Genomic DNA, 21675 nt, shown 5'->3' with positions numbered 1-21675 from the left:
AGAGATTTAATTTCCGGGTGTGGGCTTAAGTGTAAACAAAAAATCTAAGCGGGTGGTTTTGGCATCAACATTGGTGGAAGTAACTGAGATCCCATTGATTGCATCTAAAACAGCCCGAATTTCGGTAAAGCTGGGATTAGATTTAACTTCGGGAGGTAATAGGCGATCGGCAAGAGTCAGGGCTGTAGTCATATTCAGATAGAAATACCCACCATTAGATTTGGGAAGTCCTGTAGTCAAGATTTGGAAGGGACTACTTTCAGGTAAGTTACGAGCAGGTTTAGGGATAAAGGTATCGGCAAGATCGCCCATTGACCAAAAGACAAAATTGTTATCTAAGCTGCCACGGGTTGCGATGGTGGTATTAGCGATCGCCCAAGTTACTACGGACTTGTCCCCAATTTGCTTTGGCTTTAGCTCAACCCCTTTGGGCAATAATCCACTGGAGGACTGGGCAGCTTTATCAATTTTATCGAGTGCTGCTCGAGCCACATTTTGATCACTAGCTTGGGCGATCGCCACAAAGCCAAATCCGGGGCTTGCCAAAATCCCTTGGTTATTAGGAATGGCAGCGATCGCAAATTCTCCATTCATCCATTTGAGAATATCTTGATCTAGATCAAGCTTAGTCGTATCTTTTACCCCTTTGCGAATCTGCTCGATCAGTTGAGCCGAACTAGCATTTCCCTTAGACTGAGCAACTAAGGACTGCCAAGACTGATATAGATTCACCCCTGACACTAATAAAAAGGTTTCCTGTGGCAAAAGATTGAGTACCTTTGCTTCGTTATTTATCAGTGGATTAGAGTTCTCATTCTTGAGATAGGTATTAATCTCAAAGCGTAATCCTTCCTTTTGGGTTCCACCAGTAAGCGTCATCGCATCCAGTTCACGACGGGACTGGGTAATTGCAGATTCATTCAAATTCAGCTTTGCTTGAGAGCCGATAAACTCTAGCGCTACTTCCCCATCCAGATAAACTTGCAACAATGGATCAGCGATTTTAGTTTGATTAGCAGAACCATAAATCTTGGCAAAGATCGGCTTTTTGGCAAGGGAAGAACTGGTACCTTTGTAAGTATCGATCGCCTGCTGCATCAAGGCAGGACTGGTAGAGAGCGCCACATACTGCCCGCCAAAATCTGCGGTCACAACACTATTATTGGGGTCACGGGTGGGTGACTCATAGTAGGTAACATCCTTATACTGCTTAGGAGTAAATCTTGCCCCTTGCTGCGTTAGAGCTTCACGATATTTGGACAGAAAGGCATCAGACTTGCCGCGATCGCGGGTTGGGGCAATAACTAAAGTTGCCGCAGGAGCCTGTGGCTGGGCTGCATTTGGAACAAGTGCTGTCATCACATAACCATCTAACCAAGGCTGCACATCACGTCCATATTCTGTTTTGCTTTGGACTAGCAAAGAATTAAGCGGAGATTTAGTAATCCCATCACTAATTAGCTTTTGTGATGCAGGTGTCCCAAATTGCGCCAATTTATTCCAAGGCTCAGATTTGGTATTAAATGCCATTACAATTTGTGCTTCTTGGGGGATCGCTGCGGCTGCACCCAAAATTCCTTTAGTTGCTTGCGATCGCTGAGAAAAATAGAAATAGGCTCCCCCTGCGCCTGTGGCAACCACAGCAGCGCCAATGCCTATGTACATCAACAGAGTCGATTGTTTGGTTTGTTTAGATTTGTTAGTTCTGGATGACTTTGACATGGATGTGGGATAAACCTAAAAGTTGCAAGACATCAAAATATTGATAGCGCCAAATCTCAATCAAGATACTACAGATTTGGTTACAGACGATTACCCAAAACTTTTTTGAAAGCTTGGTATTGCCCCTTAGGTTTCTGCAATTTAATAAAAAACAGATTTTTTGGTGCTGCTTCGCCTCACCCAAAAAATCGGTTCCTTATTTTCCTGCTCATCCCTTAGTTTAAAGCGCTATCGGTATGCTGGCAGTATTATAGTAATTTCTATATAGCAATCGTAAATCATTTACTAAGATTGCGATGATTTGTATGAAGCGTACTTATGCGGGTACGCTTCATACAAATCATTTAGAACTAGTATATATTCCTTATATTGATTATATTGAGTAAGCTTTTGCAAAAAATCTAAATTTAACTAAATTTTTAGTAACCGTCTGAGTATGTCGATGGAATTAACCGTAGGATTATTTAGCAATAGGGTAAACCAATCCTTGATAGTTTTTGATGCGTTATATTTCACGAAACGAATTTTCCAAATAATTACGCATTCTGAAATTACTTTCAACTTCTAAAAGTCAATTTTTCGGATCCTTCTAACTAGAAAAATCAATTTCTAAGACGCATGGATAACAAATGGATACAGATAATCTAGCCGTTTATAGCCTTGTAGAACAATTACGCGGCTATGGTCGCAAGCAGTTTACTGGAAAACTGGAACTTCATAGCGTCAAAGAATATAAATGGATTATTTACTATTGCCACGGTAGGTTGGTATGGGCTTCGGGGGGAGTACATAACCATCGACGTTGGCGCAGATTAATGGGGCAGTACAAATTACAGATCGATTTTAATAAAATCTCTCTCCGTACCCCCGAAGAAATTAGACTATGGGACTACCATGTGCTGGTCATCCTCATGAAACGTATGGTCTTATCTCGTGACCAAATCTCACCAATCATTGAAAGCTTTGTTCATGAAGTATTATTTGACATTATTCAATGTGCAGCTAATGAGCGAATCACCTATTACTGTGATTTTGAAGATGAAATCACCCCTGTAATTTCTCTGATCCATGCAGAACATGCTATTGAGCGCGCTCACGAAGATTGGATTACATGGCGTAAATTAGGAATAGCTGACTTTTCGCCAAATCTTGCTCCTTGGATTAAGCGTCCTGAACAACTTAGGGAAGAAGCCTCAGAACTTACCTATAAAACTTTAATTACGATCCTTGATGGTAGGCGATCGCTACGGGAACTATCTACATGGATGAAAAAAGATTTACTTCCTCTTGTTCAATCTCTAATTGCCTATTATCATCGTGGGTTGATTGGACTAGCAGAAGTTCCTGACATCCAAGCTCCTCTTCCCGCTATTGTATCAAGTAGAGAAGCAGAACAGGACTCTACCCAAGCATTAGAAAGTAACCAGAGTCAAAACAAGTTGCAAATTTTACCTCGTCCTCTTATTGCTTGCGTAGATGATAGCAATCAGGTATGTGCAACTATTGACCAGATTGTCTCAAAGTTCGGTTTTGGATTCTTAGCAATTAAAGAATCTATTAAAGTATTACCACTACTGGTTGAACATAAGCCAGAGATGATTATTTTAGATTTAGTTATGCCAATTGTTGGGGGATATGAACTTTGTTCGCAAATCCGTCGTATTCCAGAGTTTAAGGATACGCCAATTTTAATTTTGACCAGTAATGACACATTGATTGACCGCATTAGGTCTCGTTTTGTTGGTGCAACTGCCTTTATATCGAAGGCATCGGGCAATGAAAAAATTGGTGAACAAATTAAGAAGTATCTTCTTGCTTCTGATACAGCAATCAAAGATGCTCCCTCTGTTGACAATATATCTGACTTAATCTAGCTAAGAGTTCCTTATTTTCCTGCATGCCCCTAAGCTTTATCTGAGACAGACTTCTACAATCAAAATTTCTATGGAATAAGCAGAGTCATAGAGCAATCTATGACATGTTCAATCTGCTATATTCAAAAACCTTCAAAACAGTCAGGATTACTACCAAGATGGAAAAGCAATCTGGAATCATCTATAATTTAGTAAGAGATTCAACAACAGAAGACGTTTTTACCCAATCGCCTATTTTCTAAAAATCAAACTGCGATCGTCCCTCAGCACAAAAAAAATGATCGCCTATGCCCTCAAATCAACTAGCGATCGCCCATCTGTAACCGTGCGATAAAATAGAACACAACTTAGAGTGTGACAATAGCATTATGTCGAGTAGAACCAAAGAAATATCGGATTTATTGAGCAAAGCTCTGCTTGAGAAAGAACAGATGGATTATGATTTGTACAAATTTGAGTTAGAGGAACATCTTCAGGAATGGTATGCAGGTTTGAAGGCTGATCGCAATAATTTTGTGTTAGTGGTGACGGAAAATTCGGGATCGGTAGCAATGGTATTAATTTCTAAAGATAAGACCGTCTATGTGAATGAAGATGGCAGGGAGAAATTATCTACTATTTGGAAGTTCAACTATGAAAACAATGTGAGGCTTTTACTTCCTGCGATGGCTAATGATATTGACAGTGGCTTTTTCTCCGTAACTGGAATTACTGTGGTTGATAAATCTAAGCGTAGATGGACAAAAACTAAAGGTTTTGCTCGATAGAAAGATAGGAAAGCTCAAATGACAAATCGCCTATTCCTCACATCAAACAGAGATCGCCAATCAAAAACAATAAAACCTGATCGCCTATTTCCTCAATATCAAACAGCGATCTCCCCTCACCAACCCTAACCCCGATCACCTATTCCCCACATCAAACAGCGATCGCCTCAGAGTTTAGATATACTAAAATTAACTTAGTATTACCTTTGCCTATGAAATTACCAAATAGCGATCGCCCTGAAATTTCTATGCAAAAGATTTTAGGGTATTGCTTAAATCTCAACCATGACAAGGGTAAAGATAAAGCGAGAGTATTTCAATCTAAGCTGGGTATTACAAAAAATGCTGATCGCTTGGTTGAATTAATTCAAATTGCAGCAGTTGAAGGTGAAGTTGTGCAGGAGAGTAATACGAAATTCGGTAAAGAATATAAAGTTGATTGGGAAATCCCTGATACAGGAGGTGCTGAGTTACGGACTATTTGGGAAGTTAGTTTAGTGTCTGGTTATCCACGTTTGATTAGTGCTTTTTTAAAGAGAGAGAAACAATGAAAACTCCACAGTTACTTGATACGATCGCTATTCTAAAACCAATTTCTGTCGATAGGCTTTCACTAATGGAAGCGGAATATGATTTTAATTCGGCTTTGCCAGTGGGGTTGGTGGGTACGATTGTGGATATTCATCAGGATAATCAAGGGGTTGACTATCTGGTGGAGTTTGCAGATTCTGATGGATGTGAGTTTGCGATCGCCTATTTGAAGGCTAATGAATTTCTTACTTTGCAATATGAGCTTGCTGCGGCTTAGAATTTCGTACTGATCGCACCTCACTACCCACAAAACCCGATCACCTATTCCCTCAAATCAAACAGCGATCGCCCCATCAACATCCACAAAATCTGATCGCCTATTTCCACTTCAAACAGCGATCGCACCTCACACACACAAACCCGATCGCCTATTCCCTCAAATGAAACAGCGATCGCCATTTACTAAGATTCAATGCAATTGTTCAGATGTTAAGATAGAAAATATTGCTAGTTTTAAAGAGGTCAAGATGGTTACACTTGCCGCGAAAAATTTAAATTTTGAAGATGTACAGCATCTATTAGGCTTTCACGAGTCTGGAGAGATGGGTATTTTTTCTGATTATCTTGATCTGGAATCTATTTCTGATTTTGAGCAAACAGAACTAACTGAGATTTGTACTAATTTTCGTCGATACCTTCTATCAGGTAGAGTTTCCGAAGGACAAATTAAGTTTCTTGCGCTTGCACCTCTAATGAATTTGACAGGTTACTATAATCAAGAGATCGAGTTACTTTTAGAAGAAAACATTCAGCGTATCGACATTCTTGAATCGGATACCAGCATTACGGGTAGATATGATATTTTGGCGGTTAAAAAATCTGGAGTTCCAAATTTAACCAAGCTTTGGGTGCTTATAGTTGAAGCAAAGAGAGCGGGGATTGAACCTTTTACAGGAATTCCACAATTATTAACTTATGCTCATGAGTCTTTGCAGTCTCAGTCTTCAGTTTGGGGTTTAGCAACAAATGGTTTGCATTTTCAGTTTATCCGTATCTGTGCAGGAGAATCACCAAGCTATCAGCTATTTCCTTCTCTATCGTTGATCGAATCTGAGCCTTCTATACAGATTCTTAAAGTTCTTAAAGCTATTTGTAAATCATAGGAGTTGCATAGAGATCGCCCCTCAAACTCAAAACCCGATCACCTATTCCCACAACATAAAACAGAGATCGCCCCTCACCACCCGCAAAACATGATCGCCTTTTTCCTCAAATCAAACAGCGATCGCCCCTAACCACCCAAAACCCGATCGCCTATTTCCCAATATCAAATAGCGATCGCACCCTTCATCACCCACAAAACCCGATCGCCTAAATCTCAACATCAAACAGCGATCGCATTGCTAATTTATATTGACGATTACGTTAGAATTAATGCAAAACAAGTAGTAGAGCCGTAATGTTATGCAAATAAAAGAACTCACTACCGAACAGTTTCGTTTACTAGTTCGTGAAGTTGTGATTGAAGTATTAGAAGAATATATCGATCTAGATGAAGGTAAGAAGTTAAAAACAGCAGTTGTGGAGCGTTTATTACGACAACAACAGCAACCAAATGTTATTCCTGCGGTTCAAGCTATGCAATCATTGGGGCTTAATTGGGATGAGCTATAGCATTGATTTTACTTCTGAGGCGATCGCAGATCTTGCGAAAATCGATCGCACTAATCAAATACGGATAGCTCGTAAAATCAAGTGGTTAAGCGAGAATTTTGGAGACTGTCAAGTAAAATGTGTAAAGTCTAGAAGCTAGACGTGGAGACGATCCTCGAAGAGGATGGCAAAGCGATTAAGAGCAGGTTTCCAATCACGAATCGGCATCGTCCACTTCTTCGAGATATTCCGCATTGCTAAATAAACGAGCTTGAAAGCAGCATCATCAGAGGGAAAAATCTGTTGGGATTTAATCACCTTCCGCAAACTACTGTTCATCGACTCAATCGCATTGGTGGTATAAATCGCCCTGCGAATCTCGGTCGGGAAAGCAAAGAAGGGGATAATGTTTGCCCAATGACTGCGCCAAGACTTGGAGATTGATGGATATTGCTTGTCCCACTTTTCAGCAAAGAGTTCGAGATTAAACTCAGCCTCCGATTCCGTCGCCGCGCTATAAATAGCCTTGAGGTCAGCACAAACTTGCTTGCGTTGTTGCCAAGGTACAAAAGCGACCGAGTTTCTGACCATGTGGACAATGCATAACTGCACCTGAGTTTTAGGAAATACCGTCTCAATCGCATTAGGGAAACCAGTCAAGCCATCGACACAGGCAATCAAAATATCTTTGACCCCACGGTTGTGAATTTCGGTGAGTACTGACAACCAGAATTTCGCACCTTCATTCGGAGAAATCCACATACCCAGTAATTCCTTGTACCCGTCCATATTCACGCCCAAGGCAAAGTACAAGGATTTGTTAATCACTCTGCCATTGTCTCGGACTTTGATGACTAGACAGTCCAGAAAGACGATTGGATAGACTGCTTCAAGGGGACGGAGAGTGTAAAGTGAAGTGTGTAAAGTCTGGGATATATACAGAGAGATGATCTAGACACACAATTACCAACACTAAAACTGATGAATATACGCAAAGAATTGCTCGACGAATTGCTGCAAGAATGTAAAACACCACCTGACCTATTCGGAGAAGGAGGCATTCTGAAACAACTGACAACCGCGTTGGTGGAGAGAGCATTGGAAGCAGAACTATCAACCCATCTGGGATACGGTAAGCACGAACCAAGACCAGAAGGACAAACTAACAGTCGCAACGGTTATAGCCAGAAAAAAGTGCAAGGTGACTTTGGCGTAGCCGAAATCGCAGTCCCCCGAGATCGGCAAGGGGAGTTTGAACCGCAGATGGTGAAGAAAGGACAAAGTCGCTTGTCAGGACTAGATGAAAAGATCATTGCTCTCTACGCACGAGGTATGAGTGTCAGGGATATTCAAGCCCAGTTGCAAGAAATGTATGGTGTTGAAGTATCACCAACACTTATTTCCAATGTTACAGATGCAGTAATTGACGAGGTGAAGCAATGGCAAAACCGTCCCCTTGAAGCAGTCTATCCAATCGTCTTTCTGGACTGTCTAGTCATCAAAGTCCGAGACAATGGCAGAGTGATTAACAAATCCTTGTACTTTGCCTTGGGCGTGAATATGGACGGGTACAAGGAATTACTGGGTATGTGGATTTCTCCGAATGAAGGTGCGAAATTCTGGTTGTCAGTACTCACCGAAATTCACAACCGTGGGGTCAAAGATATTTTGATTGCATGTGTCGATGGCTTGACTGGTTTCCCTAATGCGATTGAGACGGTATTTCCTAAAACTCAGGTGCAGTTATGCATTGTCCACATGGTCAGAAACTCGGTCGCTTTTGTACCTTGGCAACAACGCAAGCAAGTTTGTGCTGACCTCAAGGCTATTTATAGCGCGGCGACGGAATCGGAGGCTGAGTTTAATCTCGAACTCTTTGCTGAAAAGTGGGACAAGCAATATCCATCAATCTCCAAGTCTTGGCGCAGTCATTGGGCAAACATTATCCCCTTCTTTGCTTTCCCGACCGAGATTCGCAGGGCGATTTATACCACCAATGCGATTGAGTCGATGAACAGTAGTTTGCGGAAGGTGATTAAATCCCAACAGATTTTTCCCTCTGATGATGCTGCTTTCAAGCTCGTTTATTTAGCAATGCGGAATATCTCGAAGAAGTGGACGATGCCGATTCGTGATTGGAAACCTGCTCTTAATCGCTTTGCCATCCTCTTCGAGGATCGTCTCCACGTCTAGCTTCTAGACTTTACACATTTTACTTGACAGTCTCAGGGGACGGTTTTGCCATTGCTTCACCTCGTCAATTACTGCATCTGTAACATTGGAAATAAGTGTTGGTGATACTTCAACACCATACATTTCTTGCAACTGGGCTTGAATATCCCTGACACTCATACCTCGTGCGTAGAGAGCAATGATCTTTTCATCTAGTCCTGACAAGCGACTTTGTCCTTTCTTCACCATCTGCGGTTCAAACTCCCCTTGCCGATCTCGGGGGACTGCGATTTCGGCTACGCCAAAGTCACCTTGCACTTTTTTCTGGCTATAACCGTTGCGACTGTTAGTTTGTCCTTCTGGTCTTGGTTCGTGCTTACCGTATCCCAGATGGGTTGATAGTTCTGCTTCCAATGCTCTCTCCACCAACGCGGTTGTCAGTTGTTTCAGAATGCCTCCTTCTCCGAATAGGTCAGGTGGTGTTTTACATTCTTGCAGCAATTCGTCGAGCAATTCTTTGCGTATATTCATCAGTTTTAGTGTTGGTAATTGTGTGTCTAGATCATCTCTCTGTATATATCCCAGACTTTACACACTTCACTTTACACTCTCGAATTTTGAATAAATTACACCTCTATCTCTTTCTGGCAATTTATCAAGTTTTTTTAAGCTGCGTGTTGGAGATTATCGGGTTATTTATGCGATCGCCCAATCACAAAAAAGTCTCATTATTCATCAAATCGGACATCGCAGGGAAATTTATGATTAGATGAATGATCTCCTATTTCCTCATCATCAAACAGCAATCGCCCCTTCATCACCCGCAAACCCGATCGCCTTTTCCCTCAAATCAAACAGCGATCGCCCCCTCATCACCCGCAAACCCGATCGCCTTTCTATGCTTTTGTTTTATAATGAAATAAGTTATATCGTGCTATGTAATGACACTAAATAACTTATTGGAAATGAAAGGGATTATTCATCGCGATCCCGATATTATGAGTGGAGTTCCAGTTTTTAAGGGAACGAGAGTTCCTTTGCAGACTTTTTTTGACTATCTTGAAGGTGAGGGAGGTTTAGCCGAATTTATTGATGATTTTCCTTATCTAAAATCACAAGTCATGAGGGTTTTGGAAAGTGCTGCCAAATTATTAATTGCTCAGGAACGTTCTGCTTGATGATTATATTATTGGATGAAAATCTTCTGAGTAGAAAACTCAAGCAGTCTTTTCTATCTAGAGGTCATGAAGTTTACAATGTTGATGATATGGGATGGCGTGGGTTTAAGGATAGTGAAATTCTTCGCTTAGCTGAGAATCATCCCTTTGATGCTTTTATTACTGCGGATAAGAACTTGCGTTATCAGCAAAATTTAGTGGGGAAGAATTTGAGAATTGTCGTTTCGGATGCTCGTAGTACTAGACCTGATTATTTACTTCCGTTGATGGAGCGAATAAGTGAAGTGATTACTTCTTTACCCGCAGGAGTTGTTATATCAATCAATGACTCGTGTGAGTTTATATAACATTAAACAGCGATCGCCTCTCATCATCCATAAACTCGATCGCCTATTCCCTCACATCAAATAGCGATCGCACCCTCATCACCCACAAAACCCGATCGCCTATTTCCCAATATCAAACAGCGATCGCCATATTCTAAATGCTAAACTTTAATCTCAAGAGACGAGTTATTTAAAGTATGTATAATGAAAATCATATATGAAATTCATCTGGAATGAAGTTAAAAGACAAAGCAACCTAAAAAAGCACGCTATCGATTTTGTGAATGCTGAAAAAGTCTTTACAGGCTCGACATTCACGTTTGAAGATAACCGTGAAAACTATGGAGAACAGCGTTGGGTAACGCTTGGACTCTTGGGCATGAAAGTTGTTGTTATTGTACATACTGAAACCGAAGACGAAATACGTATTATTTCCATGCGTGAGGCAAACAAAAATGAACAACTTCTCTTCTTCAGAAACCTCTAATGATCGTGATGAATATTCCGAAGTAACACAATCAGATTTAGATCGGGCAAAGTTTCGTATTGCACTTAAACCTATGCCACGTAAGCAAAGTATTACTATTTCCTTAGATGCCAATCTTATTGAGTATTTCAAATTGAAGGCGGGAGAAGTTGGCTATCAAAGTCTGATTAATGAAATTTTGCGCCAAGCAAAGGAACAGGAAGAATCGGGGAAAGTTTTACAATAAACTACTAAATCAAAGCATAATAACCCTTCAACCCGATCGCCTATTTCCCTCAACACTAAACAGCGATCGCCCATTCACTACCCACAAAACCCGATCGCCTAAACCTCAAAACCAAACTGCAATCACCCCCTCACCACATACAAACCCGATCGCCTAAATCTCACCACAAAACAGCGATCGCCACATCAACACCCACAAAACCCGATCGCCTATTCCCTCAAAATCAAACAGCGATCACACCCCTCATCACCCACAAAACCCGATCGCCTATTCCTCAAATCAAACAGCGAAAATCATTTTAATAATGCTCGAAATCCTGCTTGATTGAAATGGTCATCAGCAGTTAAGGCTTCGGTAATTGAATGACTTTGCATAACTACGAATGAAATACAATCAACTAATCCCCATTCTTTATCTTGGCGGCTTCTGAATAATTGAAATGCAGCGTCATATAGTTCATTTGTTAGAGGAACTATTTTAACGTTTGGATCTGATTCTAGTGATTCAAGAAGTTGGATTGCGGCGGCTCTATATTTTTGTTTGGAAAGTGCATTTCCAATTTCCAATAAAATTGCTTGAGTGGTTACTAGGCATATATTTTGAGATTCAATCTGTTCAGCTAGTTCTACTGCTTTTGCATGGTTTTGATCTGTAATTGCGGATAGTGCGATCGCAAAGGATGTATCTAAAAAAAATTCACGCATTTTCTGAGATATCTTCCCCATAAAGGTATTGATCGATGTTTTCTGACCAATCGGGTTTGCCTTGCAAGTTTAAAGATTTAGCAGTTTGTAAGAATGATTTTTTGGGTGGTTTTGCATCAGGCAAAAGACTTTCAACAATAATCCGTACTCTTGTGCCTGATTTGATGTTTAGAGGCACTTCAGGAACAAGGGTTACGCCATCAAAGAGAGCATCTAAGGTTTGAATCATAATTTTTTGCTTATGCTGCTTTGCTGACATTATATCTTTATTTACAGAACGATCGCCCCTCATCACCCACAAAACCCGATCGCCTTTTCCCACATCATCAAACAACGATCGCACCCTCAACACCCAACACCCGATCGCCTATTCTCTGCAAATCAACCAGCGATCGCACCCTCATCACCCATAAAACCCGATCGCCTATTCCCCACATCAAACAGCGATCGCCCCTCACCAAGCCTAAAAATTATTTGATAAAATCAGGTATTACCATCAAAAAGGCAATGGCTATGAAAAGAGATATGAATCTAATTCGCGAACTTGTCTTACGGTTAGAAGATTCTAAAGCAGAACTATATGTATCAACTTTACAAGTGGATGGATACTCGGAAGAAGAAATTGCTTACAATGCCTACCTATTAATTGATAGTGGACTAGCAGAAGGCAAGAAATCTACAAAATACAATCAAATGGCAGACGTTCTTCCTGTAGCCAAGACCTTGACTAACTTAACTTGGGAAGGTTACGAATTTTTCGACTCCATTAAAAATAATTCTGTCTGGCAAAAAACACTTAATTATGTGAAAGATAAAGGCGGTAACGCACCGTTTGCAGCCATAGCTCAGCTTGCTGTATTGTTTGCTAAGCAAAACTTGGGATTGCAATAGAATAATGAGGTATTGTGGTGTAAAGTCTGTAATTTTAGTTGCTGATGTATGGATTAGTATAGGTATCGAATGGTAAAAAAAACAAACTGGCGCTCGTTTGAAGAAGCTCGTACTTTTGTCCATCAGCTTAATTTACAAAGCAGAAGAGAATGGTCAGATTGGACAAAAACTGAATCCAAACCGAAAGATATCTGAGAACTTGCACCATTCTGGAAAGGGGTTGCAAAGAGAGTAAAGATGTGAAAAAAAGGGCGTAGTAGTAAATTAAATAACGATTATGGAAAGCATCGTTAAGCACGCCCAAGGTTTAGTGTATAGCCTAATTTGTCTGATGCCAAGTGTGTATCAAAAAGCAAGTCTGAATGCAATATTAGGGCTATTTCTGGAAGCGCAAGGGCATCCCTATCCAGAACATACACAGGTAAAATCAGCGAGTGCATTAAGCCGATTTCTCAATCACTATAACTGGTCAACAAGAGGACTAATTCGAGCAACAAGGCTGTCAATTTTGGGGCAAATCGCCAAGCATCGCCCATCGAAGAGAGTGCCATTAAAGATACTGATAGACCTGACCACCTTAGAAAAAAGCGGCAAGTTTTTACATTTGAGCAATCCCACCCCAAACGAACCAGACCCATGGGTGAGAATCCTCAACGGAAAGCGAGGACTACATCTGGTTGTACTGTATCTGGTCTATGGAGAGTGGCGCGTACCATGGAGTTTTAGAGTATGGCGCGGCAAAGGATACTCCAGTCCCTCTGACTTAGCTTGTAAGTTATTGGGGACAGTACCCAAGCAACTAACCCAAGGCAAGACTGTGATTGTCCTTGCTGATACTGAGTTTAGTACGGTGAAGTTTTTCAATGCTGTCCGCGCCAAGTCTTGGCGCATCGTTGTCGGTGTCCGCAACAATCGTAAACTTCAAGATGGACGTACCGTCAAACAACTTTATCCCCATGGCAAACGTGGACAACTAATTTTACTGGAAGGGCTAAGTACGCCTTTGACGATCTCTTGGTTCTGGCTCAAAAGAGCCGATAGTAAACGGGAGTTACGCTTTGTGGTCTCTTCTCATCCTTATTCTGGCGCTTATCTGGTGATGTTAGGTCGTAAGCGTTGGGCGATTGAGGGATTCTTCAAAACCATCAAACATCGCTTTGGTTTGCATTGTTTTGGGCAATCTACAAAACTTGGCGTTTATCGTTGGCTTATCCTCTCTCTGCTTTCTTATCTTTTGGCTCATTGGATTGATCAATGGTCGTTTCCTCCCATCTTGGACTGGAAAGCTACCTGTGATTTAACCCTTTCTGTTTTATTCCCTTCTGTCCTTTGGTTGAAACTTCTCAGGTATCTTCAAATTAGTGCCGATATTGCTGCTCGTCATGGCTTTGAAATTATTCTCAAACCCATTCCCACTTGACTCTTTCACGAATGCTGCAAGATCTCAGATATACCTGCTGACCCTCGACAGATTTATAAAGATAATGGCTGGACTGGTTGGGGTGACTGGTTAGGTACAGGAACAGTTGCTGTATTCAATCGAAATTATCGATCATTTATAGATGCTCGACAGTTTATACATCAGTTAAACTTACAAAGTAGGCAAGAATGGATAGCTTGGATAAGCTCAGGGAAGAAGCCAAATGATATCCCTAATAATCCTGCTGGGGTTTATATGAATTCAGGATGGAGTGGATGGGGAGATTGGCTGGGGACAGGGATAATTGCAGTTGTTGATCGTAGCTTTTTACCTTTTGAGGAAGCGCGAAAGTTTGTTCATAAACTTCAGTTAAAAAATAATCAAGAATGGACAACATGGAGAAAATCAGAAGCCAGACCTGATAACATACCGTCTGCTCCTGAAAAAGTTTATAAAGATACGGGTTGGGAAAGTCTAGGTGATTGGCTAGGTACAAATGTAGTTGCTCCGCAAAATAAAAGTTACCGATCATTTGAGTCTGCAAAACTATTTGTCCATAAACTTCAATTACAAAGTAGGCAGGAATGGAATAATTGGGTAAAAACTAACTTGCAACCTGATGATATTCCTGCTGATCCTACTAAAGTTTACAAGAATCAAGGTTGGAAAGGTTGGGGTGATTGGTTAGGAACTGGTACAGTTGCAGTCTTTAATCGTAAATATCGCTCATTTGAGGAAGCTCGTAAGTTTGTACATCAACTTAATATCAAAAGTAGGCAAGAGTGGATAGAGTGGACAAAATCAGGAAATAAGCCTGAAGACATCCCTACTAATCCTCATGATGTATATAAGAATAAAAGTTGGTTAGGTTATGGAGACTGGTTAGGTATCATCAATTTATGGCGACCAAATGCCATTCTGAGCTTTTTATATAGCCTAAAGCCTATCTTATTAAGCTTAGAGTCTTCTGAACTTTATGCAATCATGAGACAAAATGGCATGATTGCCTCTCTTGGGAACAAACAGAAAAATGCTGAAACACTTAAAAAGATTAAAGATTTAGGTTCTGATGAAGATCAAGATAAAGAAGCTAAATTTAATGAGATAGTTAATCAGTTAGAAGAATTAACAAACAAAGAAGAAAGTAAACCCGAAAATACTGAAAGTGATCTTGATGATGATGTAGATACCGAAGAATTAGAAAAAGATGTAGTTCCTGATGACTCTAAGACTGTATCTAATGACCTACCTCAACTAAAATCCTTTGACTCTCTAAAAGCAGTTGATTTACTTGTAGAAGCAGGAATTACCTCAGATTATGAAACCATAGAATTTCTAATCTGTAATCGCGTTAGCGCCCTATGGCAAACCTGCCTAAACAACGACCCCACCTTTGACCTAGACAGACTTCGCAACGAAACAGGCGGCACATACTTTCAGACGATCCGCGATCGCTTCCTCAGTCAACACGATGGCGCAGCAAACCTAACCATACCCAACGGCTATAACTTCCCATATCCACCCAACCTGATGCAACGCCTCACTGCCTATCGCATCCTCACGGAAAGAAGGATCGGCAACTGGTCAGGAGTTGGCGCAGGGAAAACCATATCCGCTATCTTTGCCAGTCGCGTCATTAACGCCAAATTCACGATCATCATCGCCTTTAACAGCACCATCGAAGGATGGGCAAAAGCGATCGCCCAAGTCTATCCCGACAGCATCATTTACCAAAAAGAACGCGGTGAAATCAGCGTAGATCGCAAACAACATAACTATCTCATCCTCAACTTCGAGAAATTCCAACAACCCTACTCCGCCGAACTTGTCGGCAACATCCTCGCCAATCACCAGATCGATTTTGTCGTCATCGATGAAATCCAAAACGTCAAACAACGCGATCCCAGTCCCAACAAAGAAAGCAAACGCCGCAAAACCCTTAACTACCTACTCTCCGAAGCATCCCGCCAAAATCCTGAACTCTGCGTCTTAGGCATGAGCGCCACACCCGTAATCAACAACCTCTACGAAGCCAAGGCACTGCTAGAAATGACTAGAGGCGAAAAATTTGACGAGCTGAAAACCTTCAGCACAATCGCCAATGCCCTTGCCATGCATGAAAAACTGATGCTTCATGGCATCCGCTATCGTCCCAATTACAAGATTGCGATCGCCGAAAGCTTTCCCGAAATCTCAGGCGAACACCTGCGCCCCCAACTCATCGCCGCCATCAAAACCAGCCCCCTCGCCGTCGAGCAAGTCCTCCTCTCAGCTAAAATCGACACCATTATCGCCCATCTCAAAACAGGAACCCTCATCTATACCCACTATGTCGATGGTATGGTCGAACCACTCCGCAAGGCGATCGCCGCCGCAGGTTACAAGGTGGGCTTATTCACAGGCGTAGAAGATACTAAAGACCGTGATTCCGCCAAACAGAAATTCATCGCCAGAGAAATCGACATTCTCATCGGCACGGCTCCCATCGGCACAGGCGTAGATGGACTGCAATATGTCTGCGATCGCCTGATTATTGCCAGCCTCCCTTGGACTCATGCCGAATACGAGCAACTAGTCGGGCGCATCTATCGCCAAAAATCATCCTTTGCTAAAGTCGAAGTAATCATTCCCCAAGTTATCCTCGACCATCAAGGCGATATCTGGTCATGGGATCGCCAATACCGATGGAGTCGCATCCAATGGAAAAAGTCCCTCGCTGACACCGCGATCGATGGCGTAATTCCCAAAGGCGAACTCGCATCGGAAAAAGTCGTCCTCCAAAAAGCAGGAGAAGCCCTACAAACATGGATCAATCGCGTTGACAGTGGCGACATCTACGAAATCAACCGTGAAGAGTTACGCGTCACCTTACCCGAAGCGATCGCTAAAATCCTACAACGCCGCTTTGGGGACTTCTCAGCGATGAACAACCGCTTCAATAATTCCTACAGCCACACCACAGGCGATCGGCTCAAAGCCAATCCCGAAGAATGGTATCAATACCACCACCTCTATCGCGCCGCCCGTGAAACATGGCAGGAAATTCCCTACGAAAAAATTGCCGAAAAACTTCAAAACTATACCAATCTCCAGATCGGTGACTTCGGTTGCGGTGAAGCCAAACTCGCCGAATTACTTCCCAATCACCAAGTCCATTCCTTCGACCACATCGCCATCAACGCAAAAGTACAAGCCTGTGACATCTCCCATACACCTCTCCCAGATGCAACCCTCGATGTCGCCATCTTTTCCCTATCTCTTATGGGTCTAAACTACGCTGACTATCTTCAAGAAGCCCATCGCACCCTCAAGGGCGGCGGCAGTCTCCTCATCGCTGAAACCATCACTCGATGGATAGATAAAAAACAAGAATTGCTAGATTTAATCGACAGTTTAGGATTTACCGTTGTGAAAGAACAAACAAGCGATCGCTTCCTTTACATCAATGCTACAAAACCTTTGATATCGATCATCTGAACAAATTCTATGGCGCTTGTTAAGCGATCGCACATAAATAACGTTCACAAGCTGAAGAGCGTATAAAAGTCACGAGCTTATACTTAACATAACTTTGCTTGACATTATATATAAGTATAAGGTCTAGGATGATGCCATTAAAATTCGTGAGTAACTGTCGATGAGTCACCTAGCTAACCGTCTGCGCGAAGGTACACAGAAATCACATACTGCCGCAGAGAACACTGCATTTATGAAATGCTTTCTCAAGGGAATTGTGGAGACCGTTCCTTTTAGGAAATTATTGGCAAATCTTTATCTTGTGTATAGCACCCTCGAAGAGGAATTTCGTCGGCATCAGCAACATCCTATTGTTGGCAAATTATATTTCCAAGAACTCAATCGCCAACAAAATTTAGAACAGGATTTAGCCTTCTATTATGGTGAAAATTGGCGTTCCGAAATTGTGCCTTTAAAAGCAGGACAAGCCTACGTCGATCGCCTCAAGGAAATTTCTAATACTGATCCTGCGTTGCTGATTGCCCATTCCTATACCCGTTATATGGGCGATTTATCTGGCGGTCAAGCCTTGAAGCATATCGTGCGATCGGCACTCGACTTACCCGATGAGCATGGTACAACTTTTTACGAATTTGACCAATTGCCAACGGTAGAAGCCAAGAAGGATTTTAAAGATAAATATCGTCAAGCTTTGGATTCCCTTGAGGTGGATGAGGCAACGGTTGAAAGAATTGTCGAAGAGGCAAATTATGCTTTTACCCTCAATCGGAATGTGGTTGATGAGTTAGAAGCAGATGTGAGAGCGGTCATTGATCCCCATGTATTTGAACTACTAACCAAACAGGATCGGGTTGGTAGTACCGAACGTCGTGGACATCCTGTAACGGTATAGCGAGTTTTCATTCAATATTTTTAATAAAGCTTATAAGATTTGATGAATACATTAGAGCAAACAGTTAAGTTCGACATTAACCTCTTACATAAGTACAACCAGCCCGTACCAAGATATACAAGTTATCCTCCTGCAACAGAACTCCACGAAAATTTTGAACAAATCGATTTTCGTGGAGCGATCGCTGCAGGAAACTTGCAGAAGACACCACTATCCCTCTATGCCCATATTCCCTTTTGTGATGCGCCCTGCTATTTTTGCGGCTGCAACACCGTAATTAGCACTCGCAAAGAAATTGCGGAACCCTATCTAGGATATTTGATTCGCCATATTGAGCAGGTTGCCGCAACGGTAGATCGCGATCGCCTCGTCCAACAAATGCACTGGGGCGGCGGCACTCCCAATTATTTCTCTTTCGATCAAGTGGAACGTCTGTGGCATTCTTTCCAAAAGCATTTTACCTTTGAGCAAGATGCCGAAATTTCCATTGAGGTCAATCCGCGATCGCTAACTAAAGAATATCTACAGGGCTTAAGAGATCTCGGCTTTAACCGTATTAGCTTTGGCATTCAGGATTTTAATCCCCAAGTTCAAGAAGCAGTCAATCGGATTCAACCTGAAGACATGCTCTTTGATGGAATGCGCTGGATGCGTGAAGTGGGATTTGAAGGCGTGAATGTGGATTTAATCTATGGATTGCCCTATCAAAACCTAGAGACATTCCATGAAACCCTCGCGAAAACCATTGCTCTCAATCCTGATCGCGTTGCCGTATTTAACTTTGCCTATGTGCCTTGGCTAAAGCCTTTACAAAAGAAGAAGATCGATCCCGCAACTTTGCCTTCCCCTGAAGAGAAGTTGCAAATCATGGAAATGACAATTGAAACTTTGACCAAGCATGGCTATGTGTTCATTGGTATGGATCACTTCGCTAAGCCCAATGATGAATTAGCGATCGCGCAACGTCAAGGAAAACTACACCGCAATTTTCAGGGATATACCACCAAGCCTGAGTCTGACCTCTTGGGATTTGGGATGACTTCGATCAGTATGCTGCAAAATGTCTATACCCAAAATCATAAGGGCTTGCAAGACTTTTACAAGGCGATCGATGCAGGTGAGTTACCCATCGAACGTGGTGTCAAGCTGAATGCCGATGACATTTTGCGTCGTTCCATCATTATGGAATTGATGTGTCAATTTGAACTTTCACAGAGGGAAATTGAATCTAAATATCATCTAACCTGCGATCGCGATTTTGGTAAATACTTTGCCGACGAACGCTTAAAGTTGCGCCAGTTAGAGGCTGATGGCTTGATTGAATTGAGACAAGACCACATTGAGGTTAAGCCTGCGGGAAGGTTGCTGATCCGTAATATTGCCTCGGTCTTTGATAGCTATCTCGTCAAAAACGAAACAGGCAGATTTTCTAAATCTATTTAACTGATGTTACGTGAAATAGATATCGCCCTCACCCCCCAGCCCCCTCTCCCATTAAGGGAGAGGAGGAGTAAGACTAAATTCTTGTTCCCCTCTCCCAAAAGGGGAGAGGGGCTAGGGGTGAGGGTCTTGTAAGCTTCCACATAACACCAGTGATTTAGCGCAAAGTGCTAAACCGATGTATCTATTATTAATTTCTATGACATTGACTTTGACGAAACCGATCGCTTATTGGCATACAGACTATGAAACTGGCAACTTACAGGTAGATCAAGAACATCAAGAACTCTTTGAAATCGTGAATGTTTTGCATGATGCCGTGGTCACAAAGCAGGACTTTGACACCATGTATGAAATCTTAAATCGCTTAGCTAGTCACACAGTTGAGCATTTTCAGACCGAAGAAACCTTAATGTTGTCCATCAATTATCCTGACTATGAGCGACATAAACAGACCCATGATCATCTCGTCAATAAGGTGTCTCATCTACTAAAGAAATTTCGCGATCGCGATGCCATTACTACCGATATCACCCAATTCCTGACTGAATGGCTGTCTCACCACATCAAGGGTGAAGACCAGAAGATGATTCGCTTCTTTCAAAAAGACAATTTTAATGAGAGCGCAAAGCGCTCTCATTAAAATCCAATATTTTTAAACTTTATATAACTAATTACTACTATGGTTTCTATCCAATCTAGACCCGAACCCGAACTCCTCCGTGATGGCATTAAAATTCCTGTTAAAGAAACTCTATTAACACCAAGGTTCTACACCACCGACTATGATGCGGTTGCCCAGATGGATACTTCTTCGCAACAGGCGGAACTTGAAGCTGTGGTCGAAGAACTGCGTACTGACTACAATCGCAATCACTTCAAGCGCGATAAGGAGTTTGAACAGTCTTGGGAACATATTGATGAGGAAACCCGCGCCGCCTTCATTGACTTTCTAGAGCGTTCTTGCACTTCCGAATTTTCAGGCTTTCTGCTGTTTAAGGAATTATCGCGTCAACTCAAAGATCGTAATCCTCTCTTATCGGAAGCCTTTAACCTGATGGCTAGAGATGAAGCACGCCATGCAGGCTTCTTAAATAAAGCAATGAAAGATTTTCATCTATCGCTGGATTTGGTCAATATGACGAAAAAACGCAGCTATACCTTCTTCAAACCAGAATGGGTAATTTACTCGGTTTACCTCTCTGAGAAAATTGGTTATTGGCGCTATATTCTCGTGCATTATCATATGCAGAATCATCCTGAAAACCGCTTCTATCCTCTTTTCAAATACTTTGAAAGTTGGTGTCAAGATGAAAATCGTCATGGCGATTTCTTTAAGGTGCTATTGCGATCGCAGCCCGATTTATGGGGAACATGGCAAGCCAAACTCTGGGCGCGTTTCTTCCTGTTGACCGTATTTGCCACCCACACAATCACTGTATTTGAACGGGCTGATTTCTATAAATCCATCGGTTTAGATGCTCGCCAATACAATAAGGACGTGGTGATCAATACTAACAAAACCTCGATCAGTGCCTTTCCTGCGGTATTAGATACCAGTCATCCCGAATTTTTCCCTAGATTAGAGAAATGTGCTGACTACAATTTCCAACTGATGGCAATTAATGATAGCGATCGCCCCCAATTTGTGAAGACCTTACAAAAATGGCCCCTATTCCTCGCAATTTTCTGGCAATTGCTACTGGTGTATCTACTCAAACCCATTGATGCTGAAGCTCAACGGGGCAAAGTTCATTAAAAATTAGCCTGAACTTATTTCACTAGAAATGATGACGCAAAGCGTCATCATTTCTAGTACAGAGGGTTGTCTCTGTACCTCTCTTGCTTGAAAAGCGCTATAAAATTGGCAGATTTAGAAGTGGAAGAGATAGAATAAAACTTATGTTTACCATGT

At 41.9% G+C, this 21675-nt stretch carries 24 protein-coding genes and 2 pseudogenes; 20 read left to right on the top strand and 6 right to left on the bottom strand.

What is annotated here, in order from left to right:
• Window positions 1-6: 6 nt before the first annotated feature.
• Window positions 7-1722 carry a DUF3352 domain-containing protein gene (locus NMG48_RS10235; RefSeq protein ID WP_271255115.1) on the bottom strand — a complete coding sequence of 572 codons (1716 nt, stop codon included), beginning with the start codon at window positions 1720-1722 and terminating at the stop codon, window positions 7-9.
• 629 nt (window positions 1723-2351) lie between these two features.
• Here NMG48_RS10235 and NMG48_RS10230 point away from each other — a divergent pair.
• The 4 genes from NMG48_RS10230 (at window position 2352) to NMG48_RS10215 (ending at window position 5171) form a co-directional block, all read left to right on the top strand.
• Entirely contained in the window at window positions 2352-3596 is a 1245-nt protein-coding gene (locus tag NMG48_RS10230; protein WP_271255114.1) for a response regulator, read from the top strand.
• Window positions 3597-3964: 368 nt separating this feature from the next.
• Window positions 3965-4363, top strand: a complete 399-nt coding sequence (locus tag NMG48_RS10225; RefSeq protein WP_271255113.1) for a hypothetical protein — start codon at window positions 3965-3967, stop codon at window positions 4361-4363.
• Between the two features lie 212 nt (window positions 4364-4575).
• Window positions 4576-4914 carry a DUF6883 domain-containing protein gene (locus NMG48_RS10220; protein WP_271255112.1) on the top strand — a complete coding sequence of 113 codons (339 nt, stop codon included), beginning with the start codon at window positions 4576-4578 and terminating at the stop codon, window positions 4912-4914.
• The gene (locus NMG48_RS10215; protein WP_271255111.1) at window positions 4911-5171 is read left to right on the top strand and encodes a DUF4926 domain-containing protein; all 261 of its coding nucleotides are present in this window, start codon (window positions 4911-4913) and stop codon (window positions 5169-5171) included. The genes NMG48_RS10220 and NMG48_RS10215 overlap by 4 nt, the downstream gene beginning before the upstream one ends.
• 44 nt (window positions 5172-5215) lie before the next feature.
• On the opposite strand, the gene NMG48_RS10210 is transcribed toward NMG48_RS10215, so the two are convergent.
• The gene (locus tag NMG48_RS10210; protein ID WP_271255110.1) at window positions 5216-5353 is read right to left on the bottom strand and encodes a hypothetical protein; all 138 of its coding nucleotides are present in this window, start codon (window positions 5351-5353) and stop codon (window positions 5216-5218) included.
• A 68-nt stretch (window positions 5354-5421) separates the two neighbouring features.
• On the opposite strand from NMG48_RS10210, the gene NMG48_RS10205 reads away from it, so the two are divergent.
• Window positions 5422-6057: a restriction endonuclease subunit R gene (locus NMG48_RS10205; protein WP_271255109.1), complete on the top strand. Its 636-nt coding sequence runs from the start codon at window positions 5422-5424 to the stop codon at window positions 6055-6057.
• A gap of 301 nt (window positions 6058-6358) precedes the next feature.
• Window positions 6359-6568: a hypothetical protein gene (locus NMG48_RS10200; RefSeq protein WP_271255108.1), complete on the top strand. Its 210-nt coding sequence runs from the start codon at window positions 6359-6361 to the stop codon at window positions 6566-6568.
• 135 nt (window positions 6569-6703) lie between these two features.
• Here NMG48_RS10200 and NMG48_RS10195 read toward each other — a convergent pair.
• Window positions 6704-7447: pseudogene (locus NMG48_RS10195) on the bottom strand (IS256 family transposase); the annotation flags it as partial.
• An 81-nt stretch (window positions 7448-7528) separates the two neighbouring features.
• Here NMG48_RS10195 and NMG48_RS10190 point away from each other — a divergent pair.
• A complete protein-coding gene (locus NMG48_RS10190) occupies window positions 7529-8740 on the top strand; it encodes an IS256 family transposase (RefSeq protein WP_271251743.1) in 1212 nt (403 codons plus the stop codon).
• Window positions 8741-8773: 33 nt separating this feature from the next.
• On the opposite strand, the pseudogene NMG48_RS10185 reads toward NMG48_RS10190, so the two are convergent.
• Window positions 8774-9250: pseudogene (locus NMG48_RS10185) on the bottom strand (transposase); the annotation flags it as partial.
• 94 nt (window positions 9251-9344) lie between these two features.
• Between NMG48_RS10185 and NMG48_RS21700 the strand changes: the two are divergent.
• From NMG48_RS21700 to NMG48_RS10160, 6 genes are all read left to right on the top strand, one after another.
• The gene (locus tag NMG48_RS21700) at window positions 9345-9488 is read left to right on the top strand and encodes a type II toxin-antitoxin system RelE family toxin (protein ID WP_345961257.1); all 144 of its coding nucleotides are present in this window, start codon (window positions 9345-9347) and stop codon (window positions 9486-9488) included.
• On the top strand, window positions 9489-9674 hold the full coding sequence (locus NMG48_RS10180; RefSeq protein ID WP_271255107.1) for a hypothetical protein: 186 nt from the start codon (window positions 9489-9491) through the stop codon (window positions 9672-9674).
• A complete protein-coding gene (locus NMG48_RS10175) occupies window positions 9661-9897 on the top strand; it encodes a DUF433 domain-containing protein (protein ID WP_271255106.1) in 237 nt (78 codons plus the stop codon). Before NMG48_RS10180 ends, NMG48_RS10175 begins: the two co-directional genes overlap by 14 nt.
• Window positions 9897-10244 carry a DUF5615 family PIN-like protein gene (locus tag NMG48_RS10170; protein WP_271255105.1) on the top strand — a complete coding sequence of 116 codons (348 nt, stop codon included), beginning with the start codon at window positions 9897-9899 and terminating at the stop codon, window positions 10242-10244. The genes NMG48_RS10175 and NMG48_RS10170 overlap by 1 nt, the downstream gene beginning before the upstream one ends.
• Window positions 10245-10440: 196 nt before the next feature.
• Window positions 10441-10710 carry a BrnT family toxin gene (locus NMG48_RS10165; RefSeq protein WP_271255104.1) on the top strand — a complete coding sequence of 90 codons (270 nt, stop codon included), beginning with the start codon at window positions 10441-10443 and terminating at the stop codon, window positions 10708-10710.
• Window positions 10679-10936 (top strand): BrnA antitoxin family protein, encoded by a 258-nt coding sequence (locus tag NMG48_RS10160; RefSeq protein ID WP_271255103.1) that lies wholly within the window; start codon window positions 10679-10681, stop codon window positions 10934-10936. The genes NMG48_RS10165 and NMG48_RS10160 overlap by 32 nt, the downstream gene beginning before the upstream one ends.
• A gap of 293 nt (window positions 10937-11229) precedes the next feature.
• On the opposite strand, the gene NMG48_RS10155 is transcribed toward NMG48_RS10160, so the two are convergent.
• Together NMG48_RS10155 and NMG48_RS10150 are read right to left on the bottom strand one after the other, a co-directional pair.
• On the bottom strand, window positions 11230-11640 hold the full coding sequence (locus tag NMG48_RS10155) for a type II toxin-antitoxin system VapC family toxin (protein WP_271255102.1): 411 nt from the start codon (window positions 11638-11640) through the stop codon (window positions 11230-11232).
• Window positions 11633-11869 carry a hypothetical protein gene (locus tag NMG48_RS10150; RefSeq protein ID WP_271255101.1) on the bottom strand — a complete coding sequence of 79 codons (237 nt, stop codon included), beginning with the start codon at window positions 11867-11869 and terminating at the stop codon, window positions 11633-11635. The genes NMG48_RS10155 and NMG48_RS10150 overlap by 8 nt, the downstream gene beginning before the upstream one ends.
• Window positions 11870-11889: 20 nt before the next feature.
• Here NMG48_RS10150 and NMG48_RS10145 point away from each other — a divergent pair, with 20 nt between their 5' ends.
• From NMG48_RS10145 to acsF, 7 genes are all read left to right on the top strand, one after another.
• Complete coding sequence (locus tag NMG48_RS10145; protein ID WP_271255100.1) at window positions 11890-12531, top strand: DUF2513 domain-containing protein; 642 nt, start codon at window positions 11890-11892, stop codon at window positions 12529-12531.
• A gap of 277 nt (window positions 12532-12808) precedes the next feature.
• Complete coding sequence (locus tag NMG48_RS10140; protein WP_271252192.1) at window positions 12809-13951, top strand: transposase; 1143 nt, start codon at window positions 12809-12811, stop codon at window positions 13949-13951.
• Between the two features lie 255 nt (window positions 13952-14206).
• Window positions 14207-17428, top strand: a complete 3222-nt coding sequence (locus NMG48_RS10135; protein ID WP_271255099.1) for a helicase-related protein — start codon at window positions 14207-14209, stop codon at window positions 17426-17428.
• Window positions 17429-17588: 160 nt separating this feature from the next.
• The gene (locus NMG48_RS10130; RefSeq protein WP_271255098.1) at window positions 17589-18320 is read left to right on the top strand and encodes a biliverdin-producing heme oxygenase; all 732 of its coding nucleotides are present in this window, start codon (window positions 17589-17591) and stop codon (window positions 18318-18320) included.
• Between the two features lie 42 nt (window positions 18321-18362).
• Complete coding sequence (hemN, locus tag NMG48_RS10125) at window positions 18363-19763, top strand: oxygen-independent coproporphyrinogen III oxidase (RefSeq protein ID WP_271255097.1); 1401 nt, start codon at window positions 18363-18365, stop codon at window positions 19761-19763.
• Between the two features lie 196 nt (window positions 19764-19959).
• Window positions 19960-20403, top strand: coding sequence for a bacteriohemerythrin (locus NMG48_RS10120; RefSeq protein ID WP_271255096.1), 444 nt, complete (start codon window positions 19960-19962; stop codon window positions 20401-20403).
• A gap of 39 nt (window positions 20404-20442) precedes the next feature.
• On the top strand, window positions 20443-21519 hold the full coding sequence (gene acsF / locus NMG48_RS10115; RefSeq protein ID WP_271255095.1) for a magnesium-protoporphyrin IX monomethyl ester (oxidative) cyclase: 1077 nt from the start codon (window positions 20443-20445) through the stop codon (window positions 21517-21519).
• Window positions 21520-21675: the final 156 nt, after the last annotated feature.

It is taken from the genome of Pseudanabaena sp. Chao 1811 (genome assembly GCF_027942295.1).
GTDB lineage: Bacteria > Cyanobacteriota > Cyanobacteriia > Pseudanabaenales > Pseudanabaenaceae > Pseudanabaena.
The sequence above is the reverse complement of the archived record's forward strand: the minus strand, read 5'-3'. Positions and strand labels throughout refer to the sequence as shown.

Bases quoted from the DNA above. Each gene is read 5' to 3' on its own strand.
- NMG48_RS10235 (WP_271255115.1), bottom strand. From the start codon at position 1,722: ATGTCAAAGTCATCCAGAACTAACAAATCTAAACAAACCAAACAATCG.
- NMG48_RS10230 (WP_271255114.1), top strand. From the start codon at position 2,352: ATGGATACAGATAATCTAGCCGTTTATAGCCTTGTAGAACAATTACGC.
- NMG48_RS10225 (WP_271255113.1), top strand. From the start codon at position 3,965: ATGTCGAGTAGAACCAAAGAAATATCGGATTTATTGAGCAAAGCTCTG.
- NMG48_RS10220 (WP_271255112.1), top strand. From the start codon at position 4,576: ATGAAATTACCAAATAGCGATCGCCCTGAAATTTCTATGCAAAAGATT.
- NMG48_RS10215 (WP_271255111.1), top strand. From the start codon at position 4,911: ATGAAAACTCCACAGTTACTTGATACGATCGCTATTCTAAAACCAATT.
- NMG48_RS10210 (WP_271255110.1), bottom strand. From the start codon at position 5,353: ATGGCGATCGCTGTTTCATTTGAGGGAATAGGCGATCGGGTTTGTGTG.
- NMG48_RS10205 (WP_271255109.1), top strand. From the start codon at position 5,422: ATGGTTACACTTGCCGCGAAAAATTTAAATTTTGAAGATGTACAGCAT.
- NMG48_RS10200 (WP_271255108.1), top strand. From the start codon at position 6,359: ATGCAAATAAAAGAACTCACTACCGAACAGTTTCGTTTACTAGTTCGT.
- NMG48_RS10190 (WP_271251743.1), top strand. From the start codon at position 7,529: ATGAATATACGCAAAGAATTGCTCGACGAATTGCTGCAAGAATGTAAA.
- NMG48_RS10180 (WP_271255107.1), top strand. From the start codon at position 9,489: ATGAATGATCTCCTATTTCCTCATCATCAAACAGCAATCGCCCCTTCA.
- NMG48_RS10175 (WP_271255106.1), top strand. From the start codon at position 9,661: ATGACACTAAATAACTTATTGGAAATGAAAGGGATTATTCATCGCGAT.
- NMG48_RS10170 (WP_271255105.1), top strand. From the start codon at position 9,897: ATGATTATATTATTGGATGAAAATCTTCTGAGTAGAAAACTCAAGCAG.
- NMG48_RS10165 (WP_271255104.1), top strand. From the start codon at position 10,441: ATGAAATTCATCTGGAATGAAGTTAAAAGACAAAGCAACCTAAAAAAG.
- NMG48_RS10160 (WP_271255103.1), top strand. From the start codon at position 10,679: ATGAACAACTTCTCTTCTTCAGAAACCTCTAATGATCGTGATGAATAT.
- NMG48_RS10155 (WP_271255102.1), bottom strand. From the start codon at position 11,640: ATGCGTGAATTTTTTTTAGATACATCCTTTGCGATCGCACTATCCGCA.
- NMG48_RS10150 (WP_271255101.1), bottom strand. From the start codon at position 11,869: ATGATTCAAACCTTAGATGCTCTCTTTGATGGCGTAACCCTTGTTCCT.
- NMG48_RS10140 (WP_271252192.1), top strand. From the start codon at position 12,809: ATGGAAAGCATCGTTAAGCACGCCCAAGGTTTAGTGTATAGCCTAATT.
- NMG48_RS10135 (WP_271255099.1), top strand. From the start codon at position 14,207: ATGAATTCAGGATGGAGTGGATGGGGAGATTGGCTGGGGACAGGGATA.
- NMG48_RS10130 (WP_271255098.1), top strand. From the start codon at position 17,589: ATGAGTCACCTAGCTAACCGTCTGCGCGAAGGTACACAGAAATCACAT.
- hemN (WP_271255097.1), top strand. From the start codon at position 18,363: ATGAATACATTAGAGCAAACAGTTAAGTTCGACATTAACCTCTTACAT.
- NMG48_RS10120 (WP_271255096.1), top strand. From the start codon at position 19,960: ATGACATTGACTTTGACGAAACCGATCGCTTATTGGCATACAGACTAT.
- acsF (WP_271255095.1), top strand. From the start codon at position 20,443: ATGGTTTCTATCCAATCTAGACCCGAACCCGAACTCCTCCGTGATGGC.